A 19,121-nucleotide genomic window follows, 5' to 3' on the forward strand; every position below is an offset into this window, starting at 1 on the left:
AGCTTTCCGATAAAAACCGATTAAACCGCTTCGCTTAAAAATTTGTACTGCGCTTCGACCAGGCCGTGATAAATGCCGCCAAGGCGCATCAGCTCGTCGTGCGTTCCCGTCTCCATAATGTTGCCGTGGTCGAGGACGACGATTTTGTCGGCATTGCGGATCGTCGACAGCCGGTGCGCGATCATGAACGACGTGCGGCCGACGAGCAGCGTTTTGAGCGCCTGCTGGATTTTTTGCTCCGTCTCCGTATCGATGCTGGCCGTCGCTTCGTCCAGGATCAGCACCCGCGGGTTGGCGAGCAGCGCCCGGGCGAACGACAGCAGCTGCCTTTGCCCCATCGACAGCATGCTGCCCCGCTCCTCGACCTGCGTGTCGTACCCGTCCGGCAGCGCCACGATGAAGTCGTGCGCGTGAACCGCCTTGGCGGCCGCTTCGATTTCTTCGTCCGTCGCGTCCAGACGGCCGAAGCGGATATTGTCGCGGATCGAGCCGGAGAAAATGAACGTATCCTGCAGCACGATGCCGACCTGCGACCGCAAGCTTTGCAGCGTCACGTCGCGGATGTCGTAGCCGTCGACGAGCACGCGGCCTTCGACCGGATCGTAAAACCGGCACAGCAGGTTGATGATCGTGCTTTTGCCCGAGCCGGTATGGCCGACGAGCGCGATCGATTCTCCGGCTTTCGCTTCCAGGCTGATTCCTTTCAGCGCCGGGCGGTCCTTCTCGTATTCGAACACGATGTTGTCGAAGCGGACGTGGCCCTGGATCGGCGGCAGCGTCTCCGGCTTCTCCTTCTCGCTGACGGTCGGCTTCTCGTCGAGAAATTCGAAGATGCGCTCGGACGACGCCATCGCCACCAACATTTGGTTGTACATTTGGCCGAGCCGGTTGATCGGCTCCCAGAAGTTGCCGATGTAGTTCGCGAAGGCGACGAGCATCCCGACCGTCAGCTCCTTGCTCTCGATCAGATGCGCCCCGTACCAGAACAAAATGCACGTGCCGACCGCCCCGGTCAGCTCGATGATCGGTCCGAACGATTGGTTGAGCGCGGACGCCTTGTCCCACGATTTTTTGTTGATCGTGTTCATGCCTTCGAAATAGTTGATGTTTTCTTTCTCCTGCGTGAACGCTTGCGTCACGCGAATGCCCTGAATGCATTCGGCCAAATGCGAGTTGATGCGCGACTGCTTCATCCGGACGTCCTGCCAGGCGATGCGGATCCGTTTCCGCAGCGAGCCCGAAACGATAAACATGAGCGGTACCGTAACAATAATGGCGAGGCCGAGCTTCGGATTGAGCGACAGCAGGATGACGACGATCCCGATCAGCTGCACGCAGTCGATCATCAGGTTGACGACGCCGTTCGTGAACAAGTCCTGCAGCGAGTTGACGTCGTTCGTAATGCGCACCAGCACCGAACCGGCCGGACGTTTGTCGAAAAAGCGGAACGACAGCTGCTGAATGTGGCTGAACAGCGCGTAACGCAAATCGTACAGCACCTTTTGGCCGATGACGTTAATATAGCGAATCCGGTAATTGTTGACGAGCCACTGCAAAATGTACAGCGCCAGCATCGTCGACGCGTAAATGATCAGCAGGTCGCCGTCGCCCTTGAAAATCGCCTCGTCGATCGCTTTGGCGATCAAGAACGGGATCGCCAGCTTGGAAAACGTGCCGAGCAGCATCGTGGCGAGAATGATCGGCAGCAGCTGCTTGCGGTAAGGCTTCAAGTACGAGCCCATCCGCCTGACCTGCCCCCAGTCGAACGATTTCTCCATTTTGTCGTCGTCCTGGTAGACGAAACGCTCCTGCGATTTGGCCGCTTCTCCGGCCTGGTTGCTTCTCTGGTCCTTCTCGGACATTTTGTCGGACCGGCTCATCCTACCACCCTCCGTTCTTCCTGATGCTGCGCGAAATCGGGATGATCCGAATACTGGATTTTATACGTATCGTAATAATGGCCGGGCTGGCGGAGCAGCTCTTCGTGCGTGCCGCGTTGAATGATGCGTCCGCCTTCCAGAACGAGAATTTCGTCGGCATGCTTCAGCGACGAGATGCGGTGCGCGATAATGAACGTCGTCCGTCCTTTCATCAGCTCCCGGAAGCCGGCCTGAATTTCGTGCTCCGTCTCCATGTCGACCGCGCTCGTGGCGTCGTCCAAAATCAATATTTTCGGATCTTTGATCAGCGCGCGGGCGATGGCGATCCGCTGCTTCTGTCCGCCGGACAGCCCCATGCCGCGTTCGCCGACGATCGTATCGTAGCCGAGCGGCAGCTCCATGATGAAGTCGTGGGCTTTGGCCAGCTTGGCGGCGCGAACGATTTCTTCGTCCGTCACGTCTTTGCGCCCGTACGAAATGTTGTTGCGAATCGTCGAGGAGAACAGGAACGTTTCCTGAAAGACGAGCGCGATTTGCTGCCGCAAGCTTTCGAGCTTGATGTCGCGAATGTCTTTGCCGTCGAGCGTGATCCGGCCTTCCTTGATATTGTAGGCGCGCAGCAAAAGCTGGATGACGGTCGACTTGCCGGAGCCGGTTCCCCCGAGCAGCCCGATGACCGAGCCCGCCGGAGCGTCCAGATTGAACTCGCGAAGCGCCGGCTGCTTTTCCGGATAAGCGAACGTGACGTTTTCGAAGCGGACCGAGCCGCGCACGTCGCTGCGCTGCAGCGCGACCGCGCCATCCTTGTCTTTTACGTGTACGTATTGGTTCAATATTTCCAGCACGCGCTCGCCGGACGCTTTCGATTGCGTGTAGTTGTTAATATGGAAGCCGATATCCCGCATCGGCGCGATAATGTACCAGATGAAGCTGAAAAACGCGACCAGCTCGCCGAGCTTCATCGACCCGTTGATGACGAACATGCCGCCGGTCGCCAGCAAAATCGCCACGCAAACGGACGAGAGCAGCTCGAGCGTCGGGAAAAAGCGGGACCATGTGTAGGACAAGCTGATGTTGCTTTCTTTGAACTCCGCGCTTCGGACCGCGAATTTCTCGATTTCGAACGGTTCCCGCGCGAACGCCTTGACGGTCCGCACGCCGTTGATATTTTCCTGCACCGCCGTCGTCAAGTTGCTGTTCGCCTGGCGAACCGAACGGAAGCCGGGGTGAATTTTCCGCTCCAGCCTCATCGCCGTGACGACCAGAAACGGCATCGTGACGAACGTGACGAGCGTCAGCTTCCAGTTCATCGTAAACATCATGATCGAGCCGAAGATGAACATGAGAAATACGTTGAGCAGCTGGGCGAAGCCGAAGCCGATAAACTGCCGGATGCCTTCGAGGTCCGCGGTCAGTCGGGACATGAGGTCGCCCGTTTTGGCCCGGTCGTAATACTGAAACGATAAATATTGCAGCTTCTCGTACAGGGCGCCCCTCATATTGAAGGCGACCCGGTTGCCGAGCCGGCCCCCCGTAAACCCGTGCGTATACGCGAACGACGCTTTAACCGCTACGATTCCGACGACAAGCAGCGCTAGATAGGGCACCCATTCGAATTGTTCCTCCTTGATGACGTCGTCGATGAGGAAGCGGAGCAAGTGCGGGTACACGAGCCCGAGTGCGGTGGAACACATCAAACAGACAATCGAGATGAACAGCAAATACCGGTCTTTCCAGTAAAATTGCTTCAACTGCTTTAAAACGTTCATTGTCGCCCTCCTAGCCGGCTGCTTTCCAATTTTCTTAATGAATCTTATCACCATCCCCTGGTTCGAGCAATCGGGCGAATCGGGAGAAACGTTCAATATCCCGCTAATACACACAAAATAAGACGAAAACGGGAAGGAATCCATGCGATTCTTCCAAATCATCAAATTACCCGGCCATGGATGCGTTTTCACGAAACTTATGAAAATTGGGTGACAACCCTTGACAGGAGCGGGATTGGAAGCGCCGTCCGATCTCCTGAAAATGGAAACGGAAGGCGAAAACCGCAAAAAAAACAACCGGACCCGCGGTCCGGTTGTTACATCATCACGTATGCGTAATCGTCGATTTTCCATCCGTTCTTGCCGTACTGCAGCGTGCACGTCAGCTTCGCGTCCCGGGTGCCGGATACGACGAGCGTAACCGCGAATTCGTACGTCCCGTCCGCGGCGGCCGTCAGCTTCGGCTCGGCGACATCCTTCACGATAACGGGCGGAATGAGCCCCGAGGAAGCTCCGTTGATCAGATAGCCTCCCTCCGTCTCGGGGACGTGCGAGAGCAGCAGCCGTTCGGCCCGGCTTTCGGTAAACGCTCCGAGCAGCCAGAGGCGAACTTTGTCGCGCTGCGCGGCGCTGATCGGTTTGCCGTTGTACGCGAGCCCGTAAAACGACTTCTCCACGCTTTCGAGCCATTCGTAAACGGCGAGCGGATTCGCGACCGCCCGTTTCGGCTCGAGCTTCAGCGCGGGAAACGGCAGCATCGCCTTGTCGAAGTCCGGATTGTTCTCCTCCGGGCTTTTCGGCGGTATGACGTGCAGCGTTCTGATCTCGCCGAGCGTCGCCGTATCCGACGTTCCTTCGAGGATGTCCGCATAAACGGCCGTATAGTCGGTTACGACGATCGAGCCGGTTCCGGTCGAGCCCGCGTCGCCGAATTTCGCCCTGTCGTCCGGATTCGCGAAGCGGAGCGAGAACCGGTTCGGCACTTCGTGGAACGTTTTCGCTTTCGGCAGCAGCGAAGCCGACCTGTCGTCGACCGTAAAAATAACGTCGCCGGGATTGTACGGCTCCGTCTCCCGGCCCATCACCTCGAACCGGCCGCTGACCGTCTTCGCGCCTTCGAACCGGACCGTCACCGATCGAACGCCGTGCGTGCCTGCGGAGACGCTCGCGGCCGACATGCCGGCGACGACGTCCCCGGGGCGGACCGCTCCCGGATCGAACAGCTGGTCGCGCTCGGGCGGCGCGAGCGGGGCGGCCTGCGCCGGTGAAGGCGAAGCGGCGAACGCATCCGGGTTCCAATTGTAATATCCGAAAAAGCCGGCCGCAAGCACGGCCGCGAGTGTCGAAACGGTGCCGACCCGTACGTACCATTCACGAATCATCGACTTTCTCCTCCCAATCATTAGACGGAAAAAATCGGCAATTGTTGCGAATTTTCGTCAGCGTTTCACGAAAAAAACGGACGCTCCCCGCCTGAAGCGAAGAACGTCCCGATCGCCCTGAACCTGTCGCAATGTTTTACGAAGCATCGCCGATCAACGCCTGCAGCTTCTCGCGCGTGGCGGCGAGCTGCCCGAGATCGACCTTCATTTCGAGAGCGGCCAGCATGCCGTCCGCGTGCTCGGCCATGCGGCGATGCAGCTTTTCATGCAAAGCGGAAACGCGCTCCCGGTAGCCGGCCGTATATTCCGCGACGAACGAGGCGGAATGCCGTTCGACGTATTCGGCGATCGGCTCGTGAAGCGTTTTTTCCACCGCTTCCTTCAGCTGGTTTTTGCCGGGGCCTTCGAAAAAATGTTTGCCGTTTTTGTAAAACGAAGCGAGCCATTTGTCGTCGACCGGCGCCTCGATCGTTTCGGAGACGGCCGGCGTGCGGAACGGCTCCGGCTCGTAAGCTCCGGCTTCGAAGCCGTCGAGCAGCCGTCCGATCGCTCGCTGCTTCTCCTCGTACCGCTCGCCGGCGAGACGGTTCAGCGCGTTTTCGACGCGCAGCGTCGTCGCGTACAGCTCCTGCGACAAATCGTAGGAGATCAGACGGATCAGCTCGAACCAGGCGGCGCGCATCGAGCCGCGGATCGTTCCCGCGTCCTCGCGAAGCTGCGCCGGATTGAAAGCATACTGGAACAGCTCGCCGAACCGGTAGCCGATTCGCTGCTTCACGTAATAAAGCAGCTCGCGTATTTCTTTGTCCGCCTCCCGCTCGTCCGCCGACGTATCCGTATCCCGCAGCAGCGCTTCCGCTTGCCCGCGCGCTTCCCGTACGGCGAGCACGTTCCGCTTGCGCTGCTCCTCGCTGTCCTGCGATCCGGCGATCCACCGGTTCAGCAGCGCCGCCGACCGTTCCAGCTCCTGGCCGGCCGACCGGACGGCGATGCCCGCCAATTCGTCGACGGCGAACCGGACGAAATCGCGTTCGAAGCCGGCGATGCCGCTCTGTTCGACCAGCGTCCCGTCCCGCCTCGACTTGCCGTCCAGCGCCAGCAAGCTCGACACCGGATAAATGCGCGGACGGCGAATGCCGAATTTCAGCAAATTGGCTTCGACGTGACGGGTGACGCCGTCCAGCTCTTCGCGGCTCGCCGCCAAATCGGCCGCATTGACGAGGAAAAACATTTTATCGAGCTCGAAGCTGTCCTTCACCCGGCCGAGCTGCAGCAAAAATTCGCGGTCCGCCTGGGAAAAGGCGTGGTTGTAATACGTAACGAACAAAATGGCGTCGGCGCTCTTCATATAGTTGAACGCCACTCCCGTATGTCTCGCGTTGATCGAATCCGCTCCCGGCGTATCGACCAAAATCATTCCCTGCTCCGTTAACGGACACCGGTAATACAGCTCGATATATTCGACGAAGCACGACTTGCTTTCCTCCGCCGCGAAGCCGCGGAACAGCTCGATATCGACCCGCAGCTCGCGGCCCAGGACGTCTTTCGCGTCGTCCCATCCTTTGCGCACGGCTTTCAAAAAGGCGTAATGCGGCTTGCCGCTCGGGCCGACGCGCTCCGGCGTCAGCTTCTCGATGAAGCCGAGCGCCGCTTCGATGTCCGTCGCCCGGTCGCCAAGCGCGTCCAGCGAGTACAGGACGTCGCTTTGAATCGCTTCGGCCGTTTTCATTTTCACTTTCACCGAGCCGTGCGGCCATTCGTCCGTTGGCGGCATGATTTTGTTGATCGCCGCCGTCGTCGGATTCGGGGATACGGGCAGGACGGATTCGCCCATCAGCGCGTTCGCGAAAGACGACTTGCCGGCGCTGAACGCCCCGAACAGCGCGATCGTGAACCGGCTTTGCGCGAGCCGCTGCGCCTTGTCCTGCATCGAGCGGACGATCTGCTGCATCGACGGAATCGGCGCGAGCAGCCCGCAGGCGTCCTCCAGCTTCGCCGCCGTTTTCGACATCGTCGAGCGGAAGCTGGAAGGCCGCGCTGCGTCCGCCCCATCGGCGTCCCGGTCCGAAACGCCGAGCGAGAACGGCAACCCCGCGGACGGCTTGGCCGGCGCGGCTTCGTCCGCATCGCGGGCGGCGCCCGTATCCTTGCGCGCGTCAATCCGGTCCGGATCGGGAAGCTTGCCCGCCAAGTCGGGCGCTTCGAACGGAAACTGCGAGCGCAGCTCCCGCTCGCTTCGCTTCTCCTCCTGTTCGATCGACTGCAGCTCGCGATAGGCGCCGAGCCGCCCGGCCATCGTCTCCTTCTCGCGGATCAGCTCCGCCACTTCGCGATCCGCGGCGGCGCCGGCGACGGTTGCGATCGAATCGATCAGCTCGAACGCGGTCCGGCGAAACATGCTTTTCGTCTCGGCCGCAATTAGCTTCGAATAGTTCAACGTATATTCGCCCGAAACGACGGCCCCGTTCTGCACTTGCTCGGCCAGCCACTCCCCGCCGACCCGGCCCAGCGTCCGCGACAGCGCTTCGTCGATCGGCGCCGTATCCGCTCCGCAGCTTTCCGCCGCCTTCATCAGCTGCGCGCGCAAATGCCAGACGATATTCGCCTCCACCTTCTCGGCGTAATCGGCCGCGAACGCGGACAGCCGGTTCGCCGATTCTTTCGCCGTCGCCGCCGCGCGCGCGAACAGCCCGACTTTGAAGCCCGGCTTGCGGCTTTGCAAATAGTGATCGGCCAAATCGCGCGTAGAAGCGGGCGTTATGTTCGCATTGTCGAGCAGCTTGACCGCCTCGCTTCGCCATTCGTCCGGCAGCCGGTCGGCGGCCCGCTTCCGCTCTTCGATCCGGGCGACCAAGGCTTCGTACCGCTCGGGCAGGTCGGCGCCGCCCTCCTGCTCGATGCGGGCGCGCAGGCGCGCCTTCTCTTCCTCGTTCTGTTCGGCCGCCCAGGCCGCATGCTCGCGGAGCAAATGCTCGACCGACCGGACCAGACTGTTCCGGGTGAGCGGCTTCGCCATGTCCGCCAGACGCCGGATCAGCTCCGGCAGCTTCTCCCAATCGCTTTCGGGCAGCTCGGGATGCTTTACCGACGTAAATAAAATGCCGTCCGGCTCGATATGCCAGCTCGCGAACGAGCGGCGCACGCTTTCGCGGTATTCGGCGAACGAAAGCTCGCGCTCCCGGTGCTTGTCGATCATGTTGACGATGAGATAAAGCGGCTTGCCCCAATCCTGGAGCCGCTTCGTAAACGCGAAATTGATTTCCGACTGCACATGGTTGTAATCCATCACGTAAAACACGACGTCGGCCATATGCAGCGCCGATTCCGTCGCCATCATATGTGCGTCGTCGGTCGAATCGATGCCCGGCGTATCGAGCAGCGCCACTCCGCGATCGAGCAGCGGAATCGGGTAGCGGATGGAAACCGATTCGATCTCTTCGCCGTTTTTGCAATATTCGTCCAGACGATCGAGGGGCACCTCGGCAGCGGCCGGCTTGCCCGGCTCGCGATGCGCCGAACGGACGATCGCCCCGGCCGGACCGCTGCGGATCGTCACGACGTTGGCGCTCGTCGGGATCGGACTCGAAGGCAGCAGCGGATGCCCGCACAGCCGATTGATCAAACTCGATTTTCCCGCGGAAAAATGGCCGCAAAACGCGACGTTCAGCACGGGCTCGCCCGCCTTCTCGGCCAGCTGCGCCAGCTTCACCGCGTGTTTATGATCCCCGGTCTCGGCTACCGACCGTCCGACCGAAGCGATCGCTTCTTTGGCGTCGGCAGGTCCCCGGGTTTGCGTCGTAGTCATGAACAAAGCTCTCCCCATATCTGATGATGATGAAAACGATGGATGATGTTCAGTATATTCCGAACCGTCCCGTACGGGAAGTTCCCCGCTTCCCGATCGGATAAAAAGAAAAAAACCGAATTTCTCCGGTTTCTAGTGTAACACATTTTCATTTTCAGGTATAAATATTTCGAACACTTCGCCGTGCTGCAAAATCGTAATGTTTTGTTCTTTTACTTTCATGACGACGACGTCGGGCTTGACCCGCATCCGCTCGATGTAATGCTCCGGCACGTCGCCGGATTCGCTGATCGTGACGCCTTCGATTTCGGTTTCTTCGTTGTCGGCGAGCGGCGTGCTGAGCACTTTCTCGTAAATGTCGGAAAACAATTCGAAATCGTTCGTATAGACGGCTATGCATTTCATGCTGATCCCCACCTTCGTTTTTATACAGATTTCCTCTTTTTGGGCATTTTCATACGTTGCTTGCCTTCCTTGCACACGTCCGCGAGCGGGCAAACGACGCACTGCGGGTTTTGCGCCTTGCAGTGGTATCTTCCGAAAAAGATGAGCCGGTGATGTGTCTGCGTCCATTCGTCCTTCGGCACCTGCTTCATCAGCTTCTGCTCGACCTGCAGCACCGTGTCGTCCTCGCCGGCCAGGCCGAGACGCTTCGATACCCGCTCCACGTGCGTGTCGACGGCGATGGCCGGAACGCCGAAAGCGTTCGAGACGACGACGTTCGCCGTCTTGCGGCCGACGCCCGGCAGCTCGGTAAGCAGCTCGTGCTTGTCCGGCACTTGTCCGCCGTGCTTGTCGAGCAAAATGCGGCACAAGCTTTGAATGTTTTTCGCTTTATTGCGAAACAGGCCGATGCGGCGAATGTCCTGCTCGAGCTCCTCGAGCGGGACGGACAAGTAATCGTCCGGCGTCTTGTATTTGCGGAACAGATCGGCCGTCACCTTATTGACCGTTTCGTCCGTGCATTGCGCCGACAGCAGCACGGCGATCGTCAGCTCGAACGGATTCGAATGGTTCAGCTCGCAATGGGCGTCCGGGAACATCTCGGCGATCGTGTCGAGAATGCGCCGCGTTCTTTTCGCAGTCATGGGGGTCACCTCGCGTCAGCGATTCGTCTGTCGGTTAGTCGCGCAAAAATGTCGCCGGGGCAGCGAGTTGCTGCACCGGCGACGATAAACCGAACGTATGGGTATTGCACGCTACGGCTTTACGATTTCCAACACTTTGCCATTCAAGAAATAGACGGTCAGCTCTTCGCCTTGCGCAAACGAGTTCGGCGCCACCGTTTGCGTCCCTTGATGCACGTACGCTTTGCTGTGCAGCAAATAGTTCGGCTTGTCGGCGATCGTGCGGCGCATGAACGTAATTTCCTTGAGATTCGCGTCGTAAGACAAATACGACCATTTTTCGGCTGCGAGTACGAGCACGGTCGTATGGCCGCTTGCGTCCTTCGCGATTTCGACCCGGTCTTCGGGGTTGAGCACCGCAATCGACGCGAGCGTCGTCGTCCCGCTCTTGACGGTCACTTTGTTGCCCGTCTCGATCGTCTGACTGTTGTTCGAGTAATCGACGACGGTAATTTTGCCGGTCGCGGCATCGACCGAGGACACTTTGCCGCGAACCGCGTCGACGACCTGCACGCTTTCCTGCGAGCTGCCGACGAACGTCACGAACAGCGGCTCGTCCAGCTGGATGCTTCCGATCCCGACCGCGGTGCCGTTCTTGTGCACCGGCATTGACGACAGCGAGAACGAGCGGCTGGCGCCCGCCAAGTCCTGCACCGTGATCGTGTTCGTCGACGCGTCGATCCCCGTCGTATGGACGAGCTGCGTCTCGCGGACCGAAATCGAAATGACGGTGTCCTGGGAGCCGTCGAAAAACCCGCGAATGTAATCGCCGGCCTTCAGATCGGCCAGCTTTCCGATCGATTGGCTGTATCGGCTCACGTAGACGCTGCTTGCCGTCTTGTACGTTTGGTTCACGCCGCTAGCCGTTTTGATCGTCACTTCGCCGGTCGTCGTACTGACGGAAACGATCGTTCCTTCCATTTTAGACGCATATTGCACCGAAATCAACTTGTCCTGCGAGGCGACGACGTTGACGCGCTTGCCTTTGACCAAATAGCTTTTGAACGAGTCGTACGGAAGGGCGTTGTCGTCGTATTTGAGCGTCGTCGTATCGGTGATCGTATAAATTTTCAGCTTGCCCAAATCGTCCTTCAAAATCAAATACTTTTTCTCGGCGTTGAAATCTTCGATCGTCGCCAGCGTCAAATTTTCGATCGTACGGCTGCCGACCGTCACTTTGTCGACTTTGTTCTGGTTGATTTCGAGCTTCACTTCGTCGCCGGGCATCAGGTCGCGAACCGAGCCGTACTGGTTGTCGCCGAGGACGACGAGCAGCTTCTCGGATACGCGGTACGAGGAAAGCTCGTCTCCCGCCTTCTGGATCGTAATGATCGTTTTGTCGTCGCTGATGGAGAGCAGCTTGCCGGAGTCGCGCTTCTCGACGATTTGCTGGACGACTTCGATTTCCGTCACCTTGTCGTTTTTGACGACGACGCGCACGATATCGCCCTCGAACAAATTGGCCGGGTCGAAATAGTTGCCGCCCTGCTTAAAGACGGACTTGTCGGTAATCGGATACGTTTCGACGGCCCCTGTCTCCCGGTCCTTCACCGCCACGGTCAGCGCCGCGATGTCGAACGATTGGAAGGCGGCGGTTACCGTCTTGTTGACCGGCGCTTTTTTGACGATAATTTGCGACACTTTGGCATCCTCGATCATCGCGTGCTTCCGCAGCTCCACGATCGAGTTTTCGGCCAGCGAGCCGAGACTGAGGCCGCCTCCGTTCACATCCAGCACCGATACGTTGGAGGACAGTTCGTATGTATAATATTTGCCGTCGACTTGAACCGACGCGGTCAAGTCGTTGACGTTCACGCTGACGAGCGTCCCTTCGATGCTCTTCATCGGAATTTCGTCGTTCGTCACTTCGACGAAATAGGCGACGCCTTGATTTTGCAGCACGTACACTTCGTTGTACAGCTTGATGTCCGACGGCGACAACCGCGTCGTATCGTCCTTGTAGGTGAAAAACAAGGCGTTCGCACTCAGCTGGACGTCCTTCGTCGCGCCGCCGGCGTCGCGGATCGTCAGCTTGTTGCCGTTTTGCGCCATGACCGTCCCTTTCAAAATGCGGCTGGACGGATTGGCCAAATATTTCTCGGCGCGGCTCCAAAACGTTGCCATTTGCGCTCTCGTTACGCTGCCGTCGGGACGGAACGTGTTGTCCTCGAAGCCGTTGACGAGGCCGAGGGCGACGGCGGCATTGACATAGCCTACGGCCGACGGCGTGATTTTGCCGTTGTCGGCGAACGACGACGGCGTCCCCGCCCGGTTTTGGGCCTCCTGCTTTTTGCCGATCGCGCGGACGACGACTTTGGCAACCCATTCGCGCGGCGCTTCCTTCGTCCCCCATTTTTTGCCGGCCGTATACTCTTCCTGCAGGTCGATCAGCCCTTGATCGATCGCGTAGGCGACGTACGGGCGCGCGTCCTTCCGGACGTCGTCCTCGCCGAACGGCAGCGCGACGTTCGTCTTGCTTTGCAGCGCCGCGTTTTCCAGCCCCATCATGCGGATCGCCATAATGATGACGTCCTGCTGGCTGACCGAGCTGTCCGGGTTGTACCGTCCCAGATCGTCCCCTTGGACGATGCCCTCGACGGCCAGCCGCGTAATATGCTTGACGGCCCAGTGAGCGGCCGGAACGTCGGGGAACGAAACGCGCACGTTCGACGCCGTTTGCGACGTCCCGGACGTATTCGAGCCGGACGTCCCCGTTCCTCCCGTCGGCTCCGCATAAACCGGCGCGGCAAGCAGCATCGTGGATACGAGCGAATACGTTGCGGCCAGCTTCAAAGTTTTTCTCATCTTTCGTTTCATTCCGATTCTCCCCCGCCATTCCTATAGTGGTCTTGGTCGCCTGCAGGAGCATGTCCGGCGAAACGAGCCGGTCGGACGATCGATCCCGGACCGGTTCGGCTTCGCCGTCATCCTCGCTAAGTCGTCGGTTATCGTTTCATCGGATGCGGAAGACTTACGTGGCCCATCAGGCTTTCCGTCTTCTTGCCGTCGACGAGCACCTCGATCGACTGGACTTCGCTGAACTGGAACAGCGACTTGCGGATCGACTGCACGAGCAAGTCTTCGCCCGGCGCGCCGAGACGCCCGGAGTCGGCGATCGAAATGTCGAGCGTGACGCCGCCGCCGTCGTACTTGACGGTACGGTACGTAATCCCTTTGCTGAGCGACGACAACGTCGCTTCGGGGGGCGTTTTCGAGGCGTTCAGCGCCGCGGCGTATTTATCGGCGTCGTCCTTGATCGATACCGTCGCTTCGCGTTCGATCAGCTTGTCGAGATTGTCGTCGGCGTAATACGTCTTCACTTTGAGCTGCTTGACCGACGGCGCTTCCGTTTGCGCTCCGGGTCCGGTTCCGGATCCCGAGCCGTTCGCCGCGGAATCGGGAGTTTTTGCTTTCGCGCAGCCGGTCACCGCAAGGGCGAGCGTCACACCGAGAAGTAGTTGCCTGTAACCGAACTTTCGCTCCATCGTAATCACTCCTAAGAACTTTGCCGAAGGCAAAGTTTACTTCGTAAGCACTGCCGAACTTTGCCGAAGGCAAAGGCACCTTATTTCGCCTGTTGGACGGTTTTGTCCGTTCCCGTTCCGGCTTGCTTGGCGCCGTCCGCCGTCTGCGTCTGCGAGGGCGAAATCGTGCCGGCCGGCTTCGCGGCTTCCGAAGCCGTCGTTACCGAACCGGCGCCCGACGTTTTGTCCGGCTGGGCCGCCGTTTGCTTGGACGTCTGCTCCGACTGGGTTTGCGTTTGCGTTTGCGTCTTCGATTGTGACGGCGTTTGCGGCGTTTGCGGCGTTTGCGGCGTTTGGGCCGCCGGATTGCCGGCGATTTGCAGCTGCTCCTTGATCGCGTTCACGATCGCGTTCGCCACCCGATCCTGGAACGGCTCGGTATACATTTGGGCTTCGTCGTTCGCGTTGCTCAAATACCCGACCTCGAGCAAAACGGCCGGCATCGTCGTCTCGCGAATGACCTTAAAGTCCGATTGACGAACGTTCCGGTCCGGAAGCATCGTCGCCTGAACGAGCCATTTATGCATCAGCTTGGCGAAAGGCAGACTGTCCGTCCGGCTGTAATACGTCTCCGTCCCGCTGATCGAAGGCTTGAACGAATTGCCGTGAATCGATACGAACAAGTCCGCGTTCGCGTCGTTCGCGAGCGCCACGCGCTCGTCGAGCGTCGGATATGTATCGTCCGTGCGCGTCATGAGCGTGCGGACGGACGGCTCCTTCTGCAGCAGCTTGTACACTTTATTCGCCACGGGGAGCGTAAAATCCTTTTCCTTGCGCGAACTTATGGAGCCGGCCCCGGGATCCGATCCTCCGTGTCCGGCGTCGATCACGACCGTAAACTTCTTGTCCGCCAGCGATACCGACCATTGCTTGAGCGATTTCGTTTCCGTTAAATGATAATCCGATTTTTGCTTCATATCGAGCACGATGCGTACGGTGGAAGGGTTGTCGGTATACAGCGCATACCGGATTTTTTCGACTCGCGGATGTTGAACCGCGATTTCCCCTCCCAAGCCCGCGTTGCCCGGCTTGGCGAAGGCGCCGAGCGTCGCATTGGGCAGATCGATTACGATCCGGAACGGATTGTTCAGCGTGGACGTCTTCGGCGTGACGTCCGCCGATGTCCGGATTACGATCTCCTCGCCTGCGACCTCGAGCTTCGTCAGAGCCGGCAGCGTCTTGTCGCCGGCGGCCGCGCCGCCCGGCCGGCTTGTGCCGCTTCCGGTCTGGCCCGCCCCGTTCCCCGGCTGGCCGGTCGCGCCCGAGCCGGTTCCCGACCCGACCCCGCCGCCGGTGGCGTTCCCGTCGGTTCCGCCCGGCTTGCCGCCGCCGGAGCCCGCGCTGCCGCCGTTCCCCGCCGAGGCGCCCGATTCCGGCGGCTTGCCGGTATTCCCGCTTCCGTTCGTCGAACCGTTCGTTCCGGCGCCGTTCGTCCCGTTGCCGGCTTGTCCGCCGCCGTCGCCCGCCGTCGCCGAATCCTGCGCCATTTTATACAGCAGCACCGACCGGGACGTTCCGTCCCACCCGACTTTCAAACCGAACTGCTCCGCGACGAAACGGATCGGCACGAGCGTGCTGCCGTCCACGATCGTCGGCGCCGCGTCGAGCTTCGGCAGCGCCTTGCCGTTTACCGTCGCGATCGGATCGTCGATTTTCATCTCGATCGTCGTTCGGTCCTGCTCGATTTTCACCTTTCGTTCCTTCTCGTCCCACGACACTTTCGCTTTCAACTCTTCGGAAATGATCCGTACCGGAACGATCGTCGTTCCTTCGCCTACGATACGAGGCGGCACTTCGGGCGACAGCTTCTTGTCGTTCAGGAACAGCTGAATGTCGTCCTCCGCGGCGAACGCACCGTTCGGCACGAGCAGCATCAAGGCGATCCATAAGGCCGGCAGCAACAGTTTTAAGAACTTCATCGTACACCTCTGAGCTTCATTTCGAATTTGGAGAGCCGCTCCGGCAAACGCAGCCGCCGCGGTCCCTTTCCAGCCGGCAAAGTCCGGCGATTCCGAATCGGCGATCGGCCCGCGGACAACCCTTATGCCCGAGTCGAAGCCCGGATTTCGTTTCCAGCAATTTTCGATAGAAAGGGACGCCGCATTGCATACATTTGCCAGCATCAGACATACGGTTAGACGCCGAAAAAGCACCAAAAGTTGCGAAAAAAGTTCTAAAATCTATATCTATTTGACAAAAAGTCGAACAAAGGCGGCGATAGAATGCAGTCGTCCGCCATTTGATCGTTTTTTCGCCAATTTTCACAGCAAATGACAGCGGGAGAACGGATAAATCGGTTTTAAGCAAACGTTACGAATGCGGGAGAGCCCGGACTATGCTACGATACGGGAAAAAGATCATTCGAAAAGCGGGGACCGGACATGAACCTGGAGCAATTTCCGCTGCCCGGACGGCTGCGGGAGTCGATTGCCTTCGCGCGGCATCGTCTCGTCGACGCGCCGTATTCGGGAGCGTTTACGTATCATATTCAGGCGGAACGAGGGGCATCCTATTTGAAAATATTGCCGATCGGCCGCGGCGAGCCGCTGCGCCCGTACCGCGACAAGCTGGACTGGCTGCGGGGCAAGCTGCCGGTGCCGGCCGTCCTGTTTTACGGGGCCGACGGCGACTACGAATATTTGCACATGACAGAATCGCCAGGGCTGGACGCCACCCACGAATCGTTCCGGGAAGACGCGGGACGGACGGTCTCGCTGCTCGCGCACGGGCTGAAACGCATTCACGGCGTCGGCATCGAACATTGTCCGTTCGACTGCTCGCTTGCCGTCCAAATGCGGCGTATCGAGCGGCGGCTGTCCGAAGGGGCGGTCGACCGCGAAAGCGTGGAGCGGCGCTTCGGGGAACGGATGGAGCTGCTGTACGAGGAGCTGTGCAGGGGCATAGCCGAATACGAGGAACGTCTCGTCTTCTGCCACGGCGACTACAGCGTGCCGAACATAACGATCGACGGCGAGGCGATCGGCGGATTTATCGACTTGGCCGACGCGGGCTGTTCGGACCCGTATCGCGATTTCGCCGCGGCGCACCGCAGCATCGTCCGCAATTTCGGCGAAACGTATGTGCCGCTGTTTTACGCCGAATACGGGATCGAGCCGGACGAAGGAAAGCTCCGGCTGTACGATCTCCTCGAGCATTTCGCCTATTGAGGCGCGAATCGCCCGCTATGGCGCATCAAAAAAGCCCCGGCGGCGGTACCGGCAAGCATCGCGCTTGCCGGCCGCTCCGGGGCTTATCAGGCGTTCCATCGCCGGCTGTCAGCCGAGGCGGGCCGCCTGCTTCGCTTCATAAGCGGAGATCAAATCTTCATGCTGCAGCGTAAGGCCGATGTCGTCCAGACCGAGCAGCAAAAACTGGCGGCGATGCTCGTCGAGGTCGAACGAGATGGTCAGCCCTTTGTCGTCCGCGATCATTTTGTTTTCCAGATCGACGGTCAGCTTGTAGCCTTCGTTCGCCGCCGTGCGCCGGAACAGCTCTTCGACCTGCTCCTCGCTCAGCTTGATCGGCAAAATGCCGTTTTTGAAGCAGTTGTTGTAAAAAATGTCGGCGAACGACGGTGCGATGACGACTTGGAAGCCGTAGTCCATAATCGCCCACGGAGCGTGCTCCCGCGACGAGCCGCAGCCGAAGTTGGCGCGGGAAATCAAGATCGAGGCGCCTTGGTAGCGCGGCTTGTTCAGATCGAAGGCGGGATTGACGTTGCCCTGCTCGTCGAATCTCCATTCGTAGAACAGAAATTGTCCGAAGCCGGTTCGTTCGATCCGCTTCAAAAATTGTTTCGGAATAATCGCGTCCGTATCCACGTTAACCCGGTCCACGGGACCTACGAGACCGGTATGCTTTTTAAATGGTTGCATCGTAATCCTCTCCCTATCGTTTCTCGCTTCCGCTAATTAAACGCCCGCTTCGACTTTGAATTTCCAGTCGCGAACGTCGACGAAACGTCCCGCGATCGCAGCGGCCGCGGCCATCGCCGGAGAGACGAGATGCGTCCGTCCGCCGCGGCCTTGACGGCCTTCGAAGTTCCGGTTCGACGTCGACGCGCAGCGCTCGCCCGGGCTGAGCACGTCCGGGTTCATGGCGAGGCACATGCTGCAGCCGGCGTCGCGCCATTCGAAGCCCGCTTCGGTGAAAATTTTGTCCAGTCCTTCCTTCTCCGCCTGCAGCTTCACCCGCCCGGAGCCCGGAACGACGATCGCGTTCACGTGGGACGCGACTTTGTAGCCTTTGGCCACCTCCGCCGCCGCGCGCAAATCTTCGATCCGCCCGTTCGTGCACGAACCGATGAAGACGCGGTCGACCTTCAGCTCGGTCATCGGCGTGCCGGGAGTAAGTCCCATATATTCAAGCGCCTTCTCGGCCGCTTTCCGTTCGTTTTCGGTCGCGAAGCTGGCCGGGTCCGGCACGTTCGCCGTAACGTCGGTGCCCATGCCCGGGCTCGTGCCCCAAGTCACTTGCGGGATCAGCGATTCGGCGTCGAATTCGACGACCGTATCGTATGCCGCGCCCTCGTCGGTGACGAGCTGCTTCCACTCTTCGACGGCGCGGTCGAACGCTTCGCCCTGCGGCACGTAATCGCGGCCGCGCAAATAGTCGAACGTCGTTTGGTCCGGAGCGATCATGCCCGCTCTCGCGCCCGCTTCGATCGACATGTTGCAGACGGTCATCCGCTCTTCCATCGTGAGGGCCCGGATCGCTTCGCCCGTATATTCGATGACGTAGCCCGTCGCGAAATCGGTGCCGTATTTGGCGATGATGCCGAGAATCAAATCTTTGGCCGTAATGCCGGCTTTCAGCTTGCCGACGACGCGCACTTCCATCGTTTTCGGCTTCGCCTGCTGCAAGCATTGCGTCGCGAGCACGTGTTCGACCTCGCTCGTGCCGATGCCGAACGCGAGCGCGCCGAACGCGCCGTGCGTGGACGTATGGCTGTCGCCGCAAACGATCGTTTTGCCGGGGTGCGTAAGGCCGACTTCAGGCCCCATGACGTGCACGACGCCTTGGTCGACATGGTTCAGGTCGAACAGCTTGACGCCGAAATCGGCGCAGTTTTTCGACAGCGTATCGATCTGCTGCTTGGAAATCGGGTCCGCGATATTGAACCGGTCCTTCGTCGGCACGTTGTGGTCCATCGTGGCGAACGTAAGGTCCGGACGGCGCACTTTGCGGTTCGCCAGGCGAAGCCCTTCGAACGCCTGCGGCGACGTAACCTCGTGGACCAGGTGAAGGTCGATGTAAATAATGCTCGGCTTGCCTTGCTCTTGATAAATGACGTGATTATCCCAAATTTTTTCGAACATCGTTCTCTTTGCCATATCATTCACCTCTCCGATCTTTGGTACAATCATACCACGGCTGTCGTCATTGCTCCAAGATATAATTTCTATAAACGCGATAGGCTGCGGCTATGACCAAAGCGCGTCCGACGCTCGGCGAGCGGGCCGATGCGCTTGTCCGCTGCGCGCCTCGGAACGGCAGCCCGCGGCAAACGTCGCTCGGATGCAGCGGCAGCCGCTTCGTTCGCGGGCGGCGCCCGCAGCCCGAACGGCGTACCGGTTCGCGGAACGATCCGTATAACGAAAGCAAACGAGGCTTTATGCGATCCCGCGTGAGCTT

At 59.6% G+C, this 19,121-nt stretch carries 12 protein-coding genes; 1 reads left to right on the top strand and 11 read right to left on the bottom strand.

All coding sequences use genetic code 11. The annotated features are described in order from the left end of the window. Positions 1–20: 20 nt before the first annotated feature. The 9 genes from PV407_RS00905 to PV407_RS00945 all read right to left on the bottom strand — a co-directional run bounded on the left by PV407_RS00905 (position 21) and on the right by PV407_RS00945 (position 15,406). Positions 21–1,880 carry an ABC transporter ATP-binding protein gene (locus PV407_RS00905; RefSeq protein WP_332087965.1) on the bottom strand — a complete coding sequence of 620 codons (1,860 nt, stop codon included), beginning with the start codon at positions 1,878–1,880 and terminating at the stop codon, positions 21–23. Next, positions 1,877–3,649 (bottom strand): ABC transporter ATP-binding protein, encoded by a 1,773-nt coding sequence (locus PV407_RS00910; protein ID WP_332087966.1) that lies wholly within the window; start codon positions 3,647–3,649, stop codon positions 1,877–1,879. The genes PV407_RS00905 and PV407_RS00910 overlap by 4 nt, the downstream gene beginning before the upstream one ends. Before the next feature lie 317 nt (positions 3,650–3,966). Continuing rightward, positions 3,967–5,031 carry a hypothetical protein gene (locus tag PV407_RS00915; RefSeq protein ID WP_332087967.1) on the bottom strand — a complete coding sequence of 355 codons (1,065 nt, stop codon included), beginning with the start codon at positions 5,029–5,031 and terminating at the stop codon, positions 3,967–3,969. A gap of 136 nt (positions 5,032–5,167) precedes the next feature. Then, on the bottom strand, positions 5,168–8,836 hold the full coding sequence (locus tag PV407_RS00920) for a dynamin family protein (RefSeq protein ID WP_332087968.1): 3,669 nt from the start codon (positions 8,834–8,836) through the stop codon (positions 5,168–5,170). Between the two features lie 132 nt (positions 8,837–8,968). Next, positions 8,969–9,241 carry an NAD/NADP transhydrogenase alpha subunit gene (locus PV407_RS00925; protein ID WP_332087969.1) on the bottom strand — a complete coding sequence of 91 codons (273 nt, stop codon included), beginning with the start codon at positions 9,239–9,241 and terminating at the stop codon, positions 8,969–8,971. 20 nt (positions 9,242–9,261) lie between these two features. Then, a complete protein-coding gene (gene nth, locus PV407_RS00930; protein ID WP_332087970.1) occupies positions 9,262–9,924 on the bottom strand; it encodes an endonuclease III in 663 nt (220 codons plus the stop codon). Positions 9,925–10,035: 111 nt separating this feature from the next. Further along, positions 10,036–12,780, bottom strand: coding sequence for an S-layer homology domain-containing protein (locus tag PV407_RS00935; protein ID WP_332087971.1), 2,745 nt, complete (start codon positions 12,778–12,780; stop codon positions 10,036–10,038). Between the two features lie 128 nt (positions 12,781–12,908). Further along, positions 12,909–13,448: a GerMN domain-containing protein gene (locus PV407_RS00940; protein WP_332087972.1), complete on the bottom strand. Its 540-nt coding sequence runs from the start codon at positions 13,446–13,448 to the stop codon at positions 12,909–12,911. Positions 13,449–13,528: 80 nt separating this feature from the next. Then, positions 13,529–15,406: an N-acetylmuramoyl-L-alanine amidase family protein gene (locus PV407_RS00945; protein WP_332087973.1), complete on the bottom strand. Its 1,878-nt coding sequence runs from the start codon at positions 15,404–15,406 to the stop codon at positions 13,529–13,531. A gap of 462 nt (positions 15,407–15,868) precedes the next feature. Here PV407_RS00945 and PV407_RS00950 point away from each other — a divergent pair, with 462 nt between their 5' ends. Then, a complete protein-coding gene (locus tag PV407_RS00950; protein WP_332087974.1) occupies positions 15,869–16,654 on the top strand; it encodes an aminoglycoside 3'-phosphotransferase in 786 nt (261 codons plus the stop codon). Between the two features lie 108 nt (positions 16,655–16,762). Here PV407_RS00950 and leuD read toward each other — a convergent pair whose 3' ends face one another. Together leuD and leuC are read right to left on the bottom strand one after the other, a co-directional pair. Next, positions 16,763–17,362, bottom strand: a complete 600-nt coding sequence (leuD, locus tag PV407_RS00955) for a 3-isopropylmalate dehydratase small subunit (RefSeq protein ID WP_332087975.1) — start codon at positions 17,360–17,362, stop codon at positions 16,763–16,765. A gap of 36 nt (positions 17,363–17,398) precedes the next feature. Then, positions 17,399–18,820: a 3-isopropylmalate dehydratase large subunit gene (gene leuC / locus PV407_RS00960; protein ID WP_332087976.1), complete on the bottom strand. Its 1,422-nt coding sequence runs from the start codon at positions 18,818–18,820 to the stop codon at positions 17,399–17,401. Positions 18,821–19,121: the final 301 nt, after the last annotated feature.

This window comes from Paenibacillus sp. GYB003, from assembly GCF_036577625.1.
GTDB lineage: Bacteria > Bacillota > Bacilli > Paenibacillales > NBRC-103111 > Paenibacillus_AB.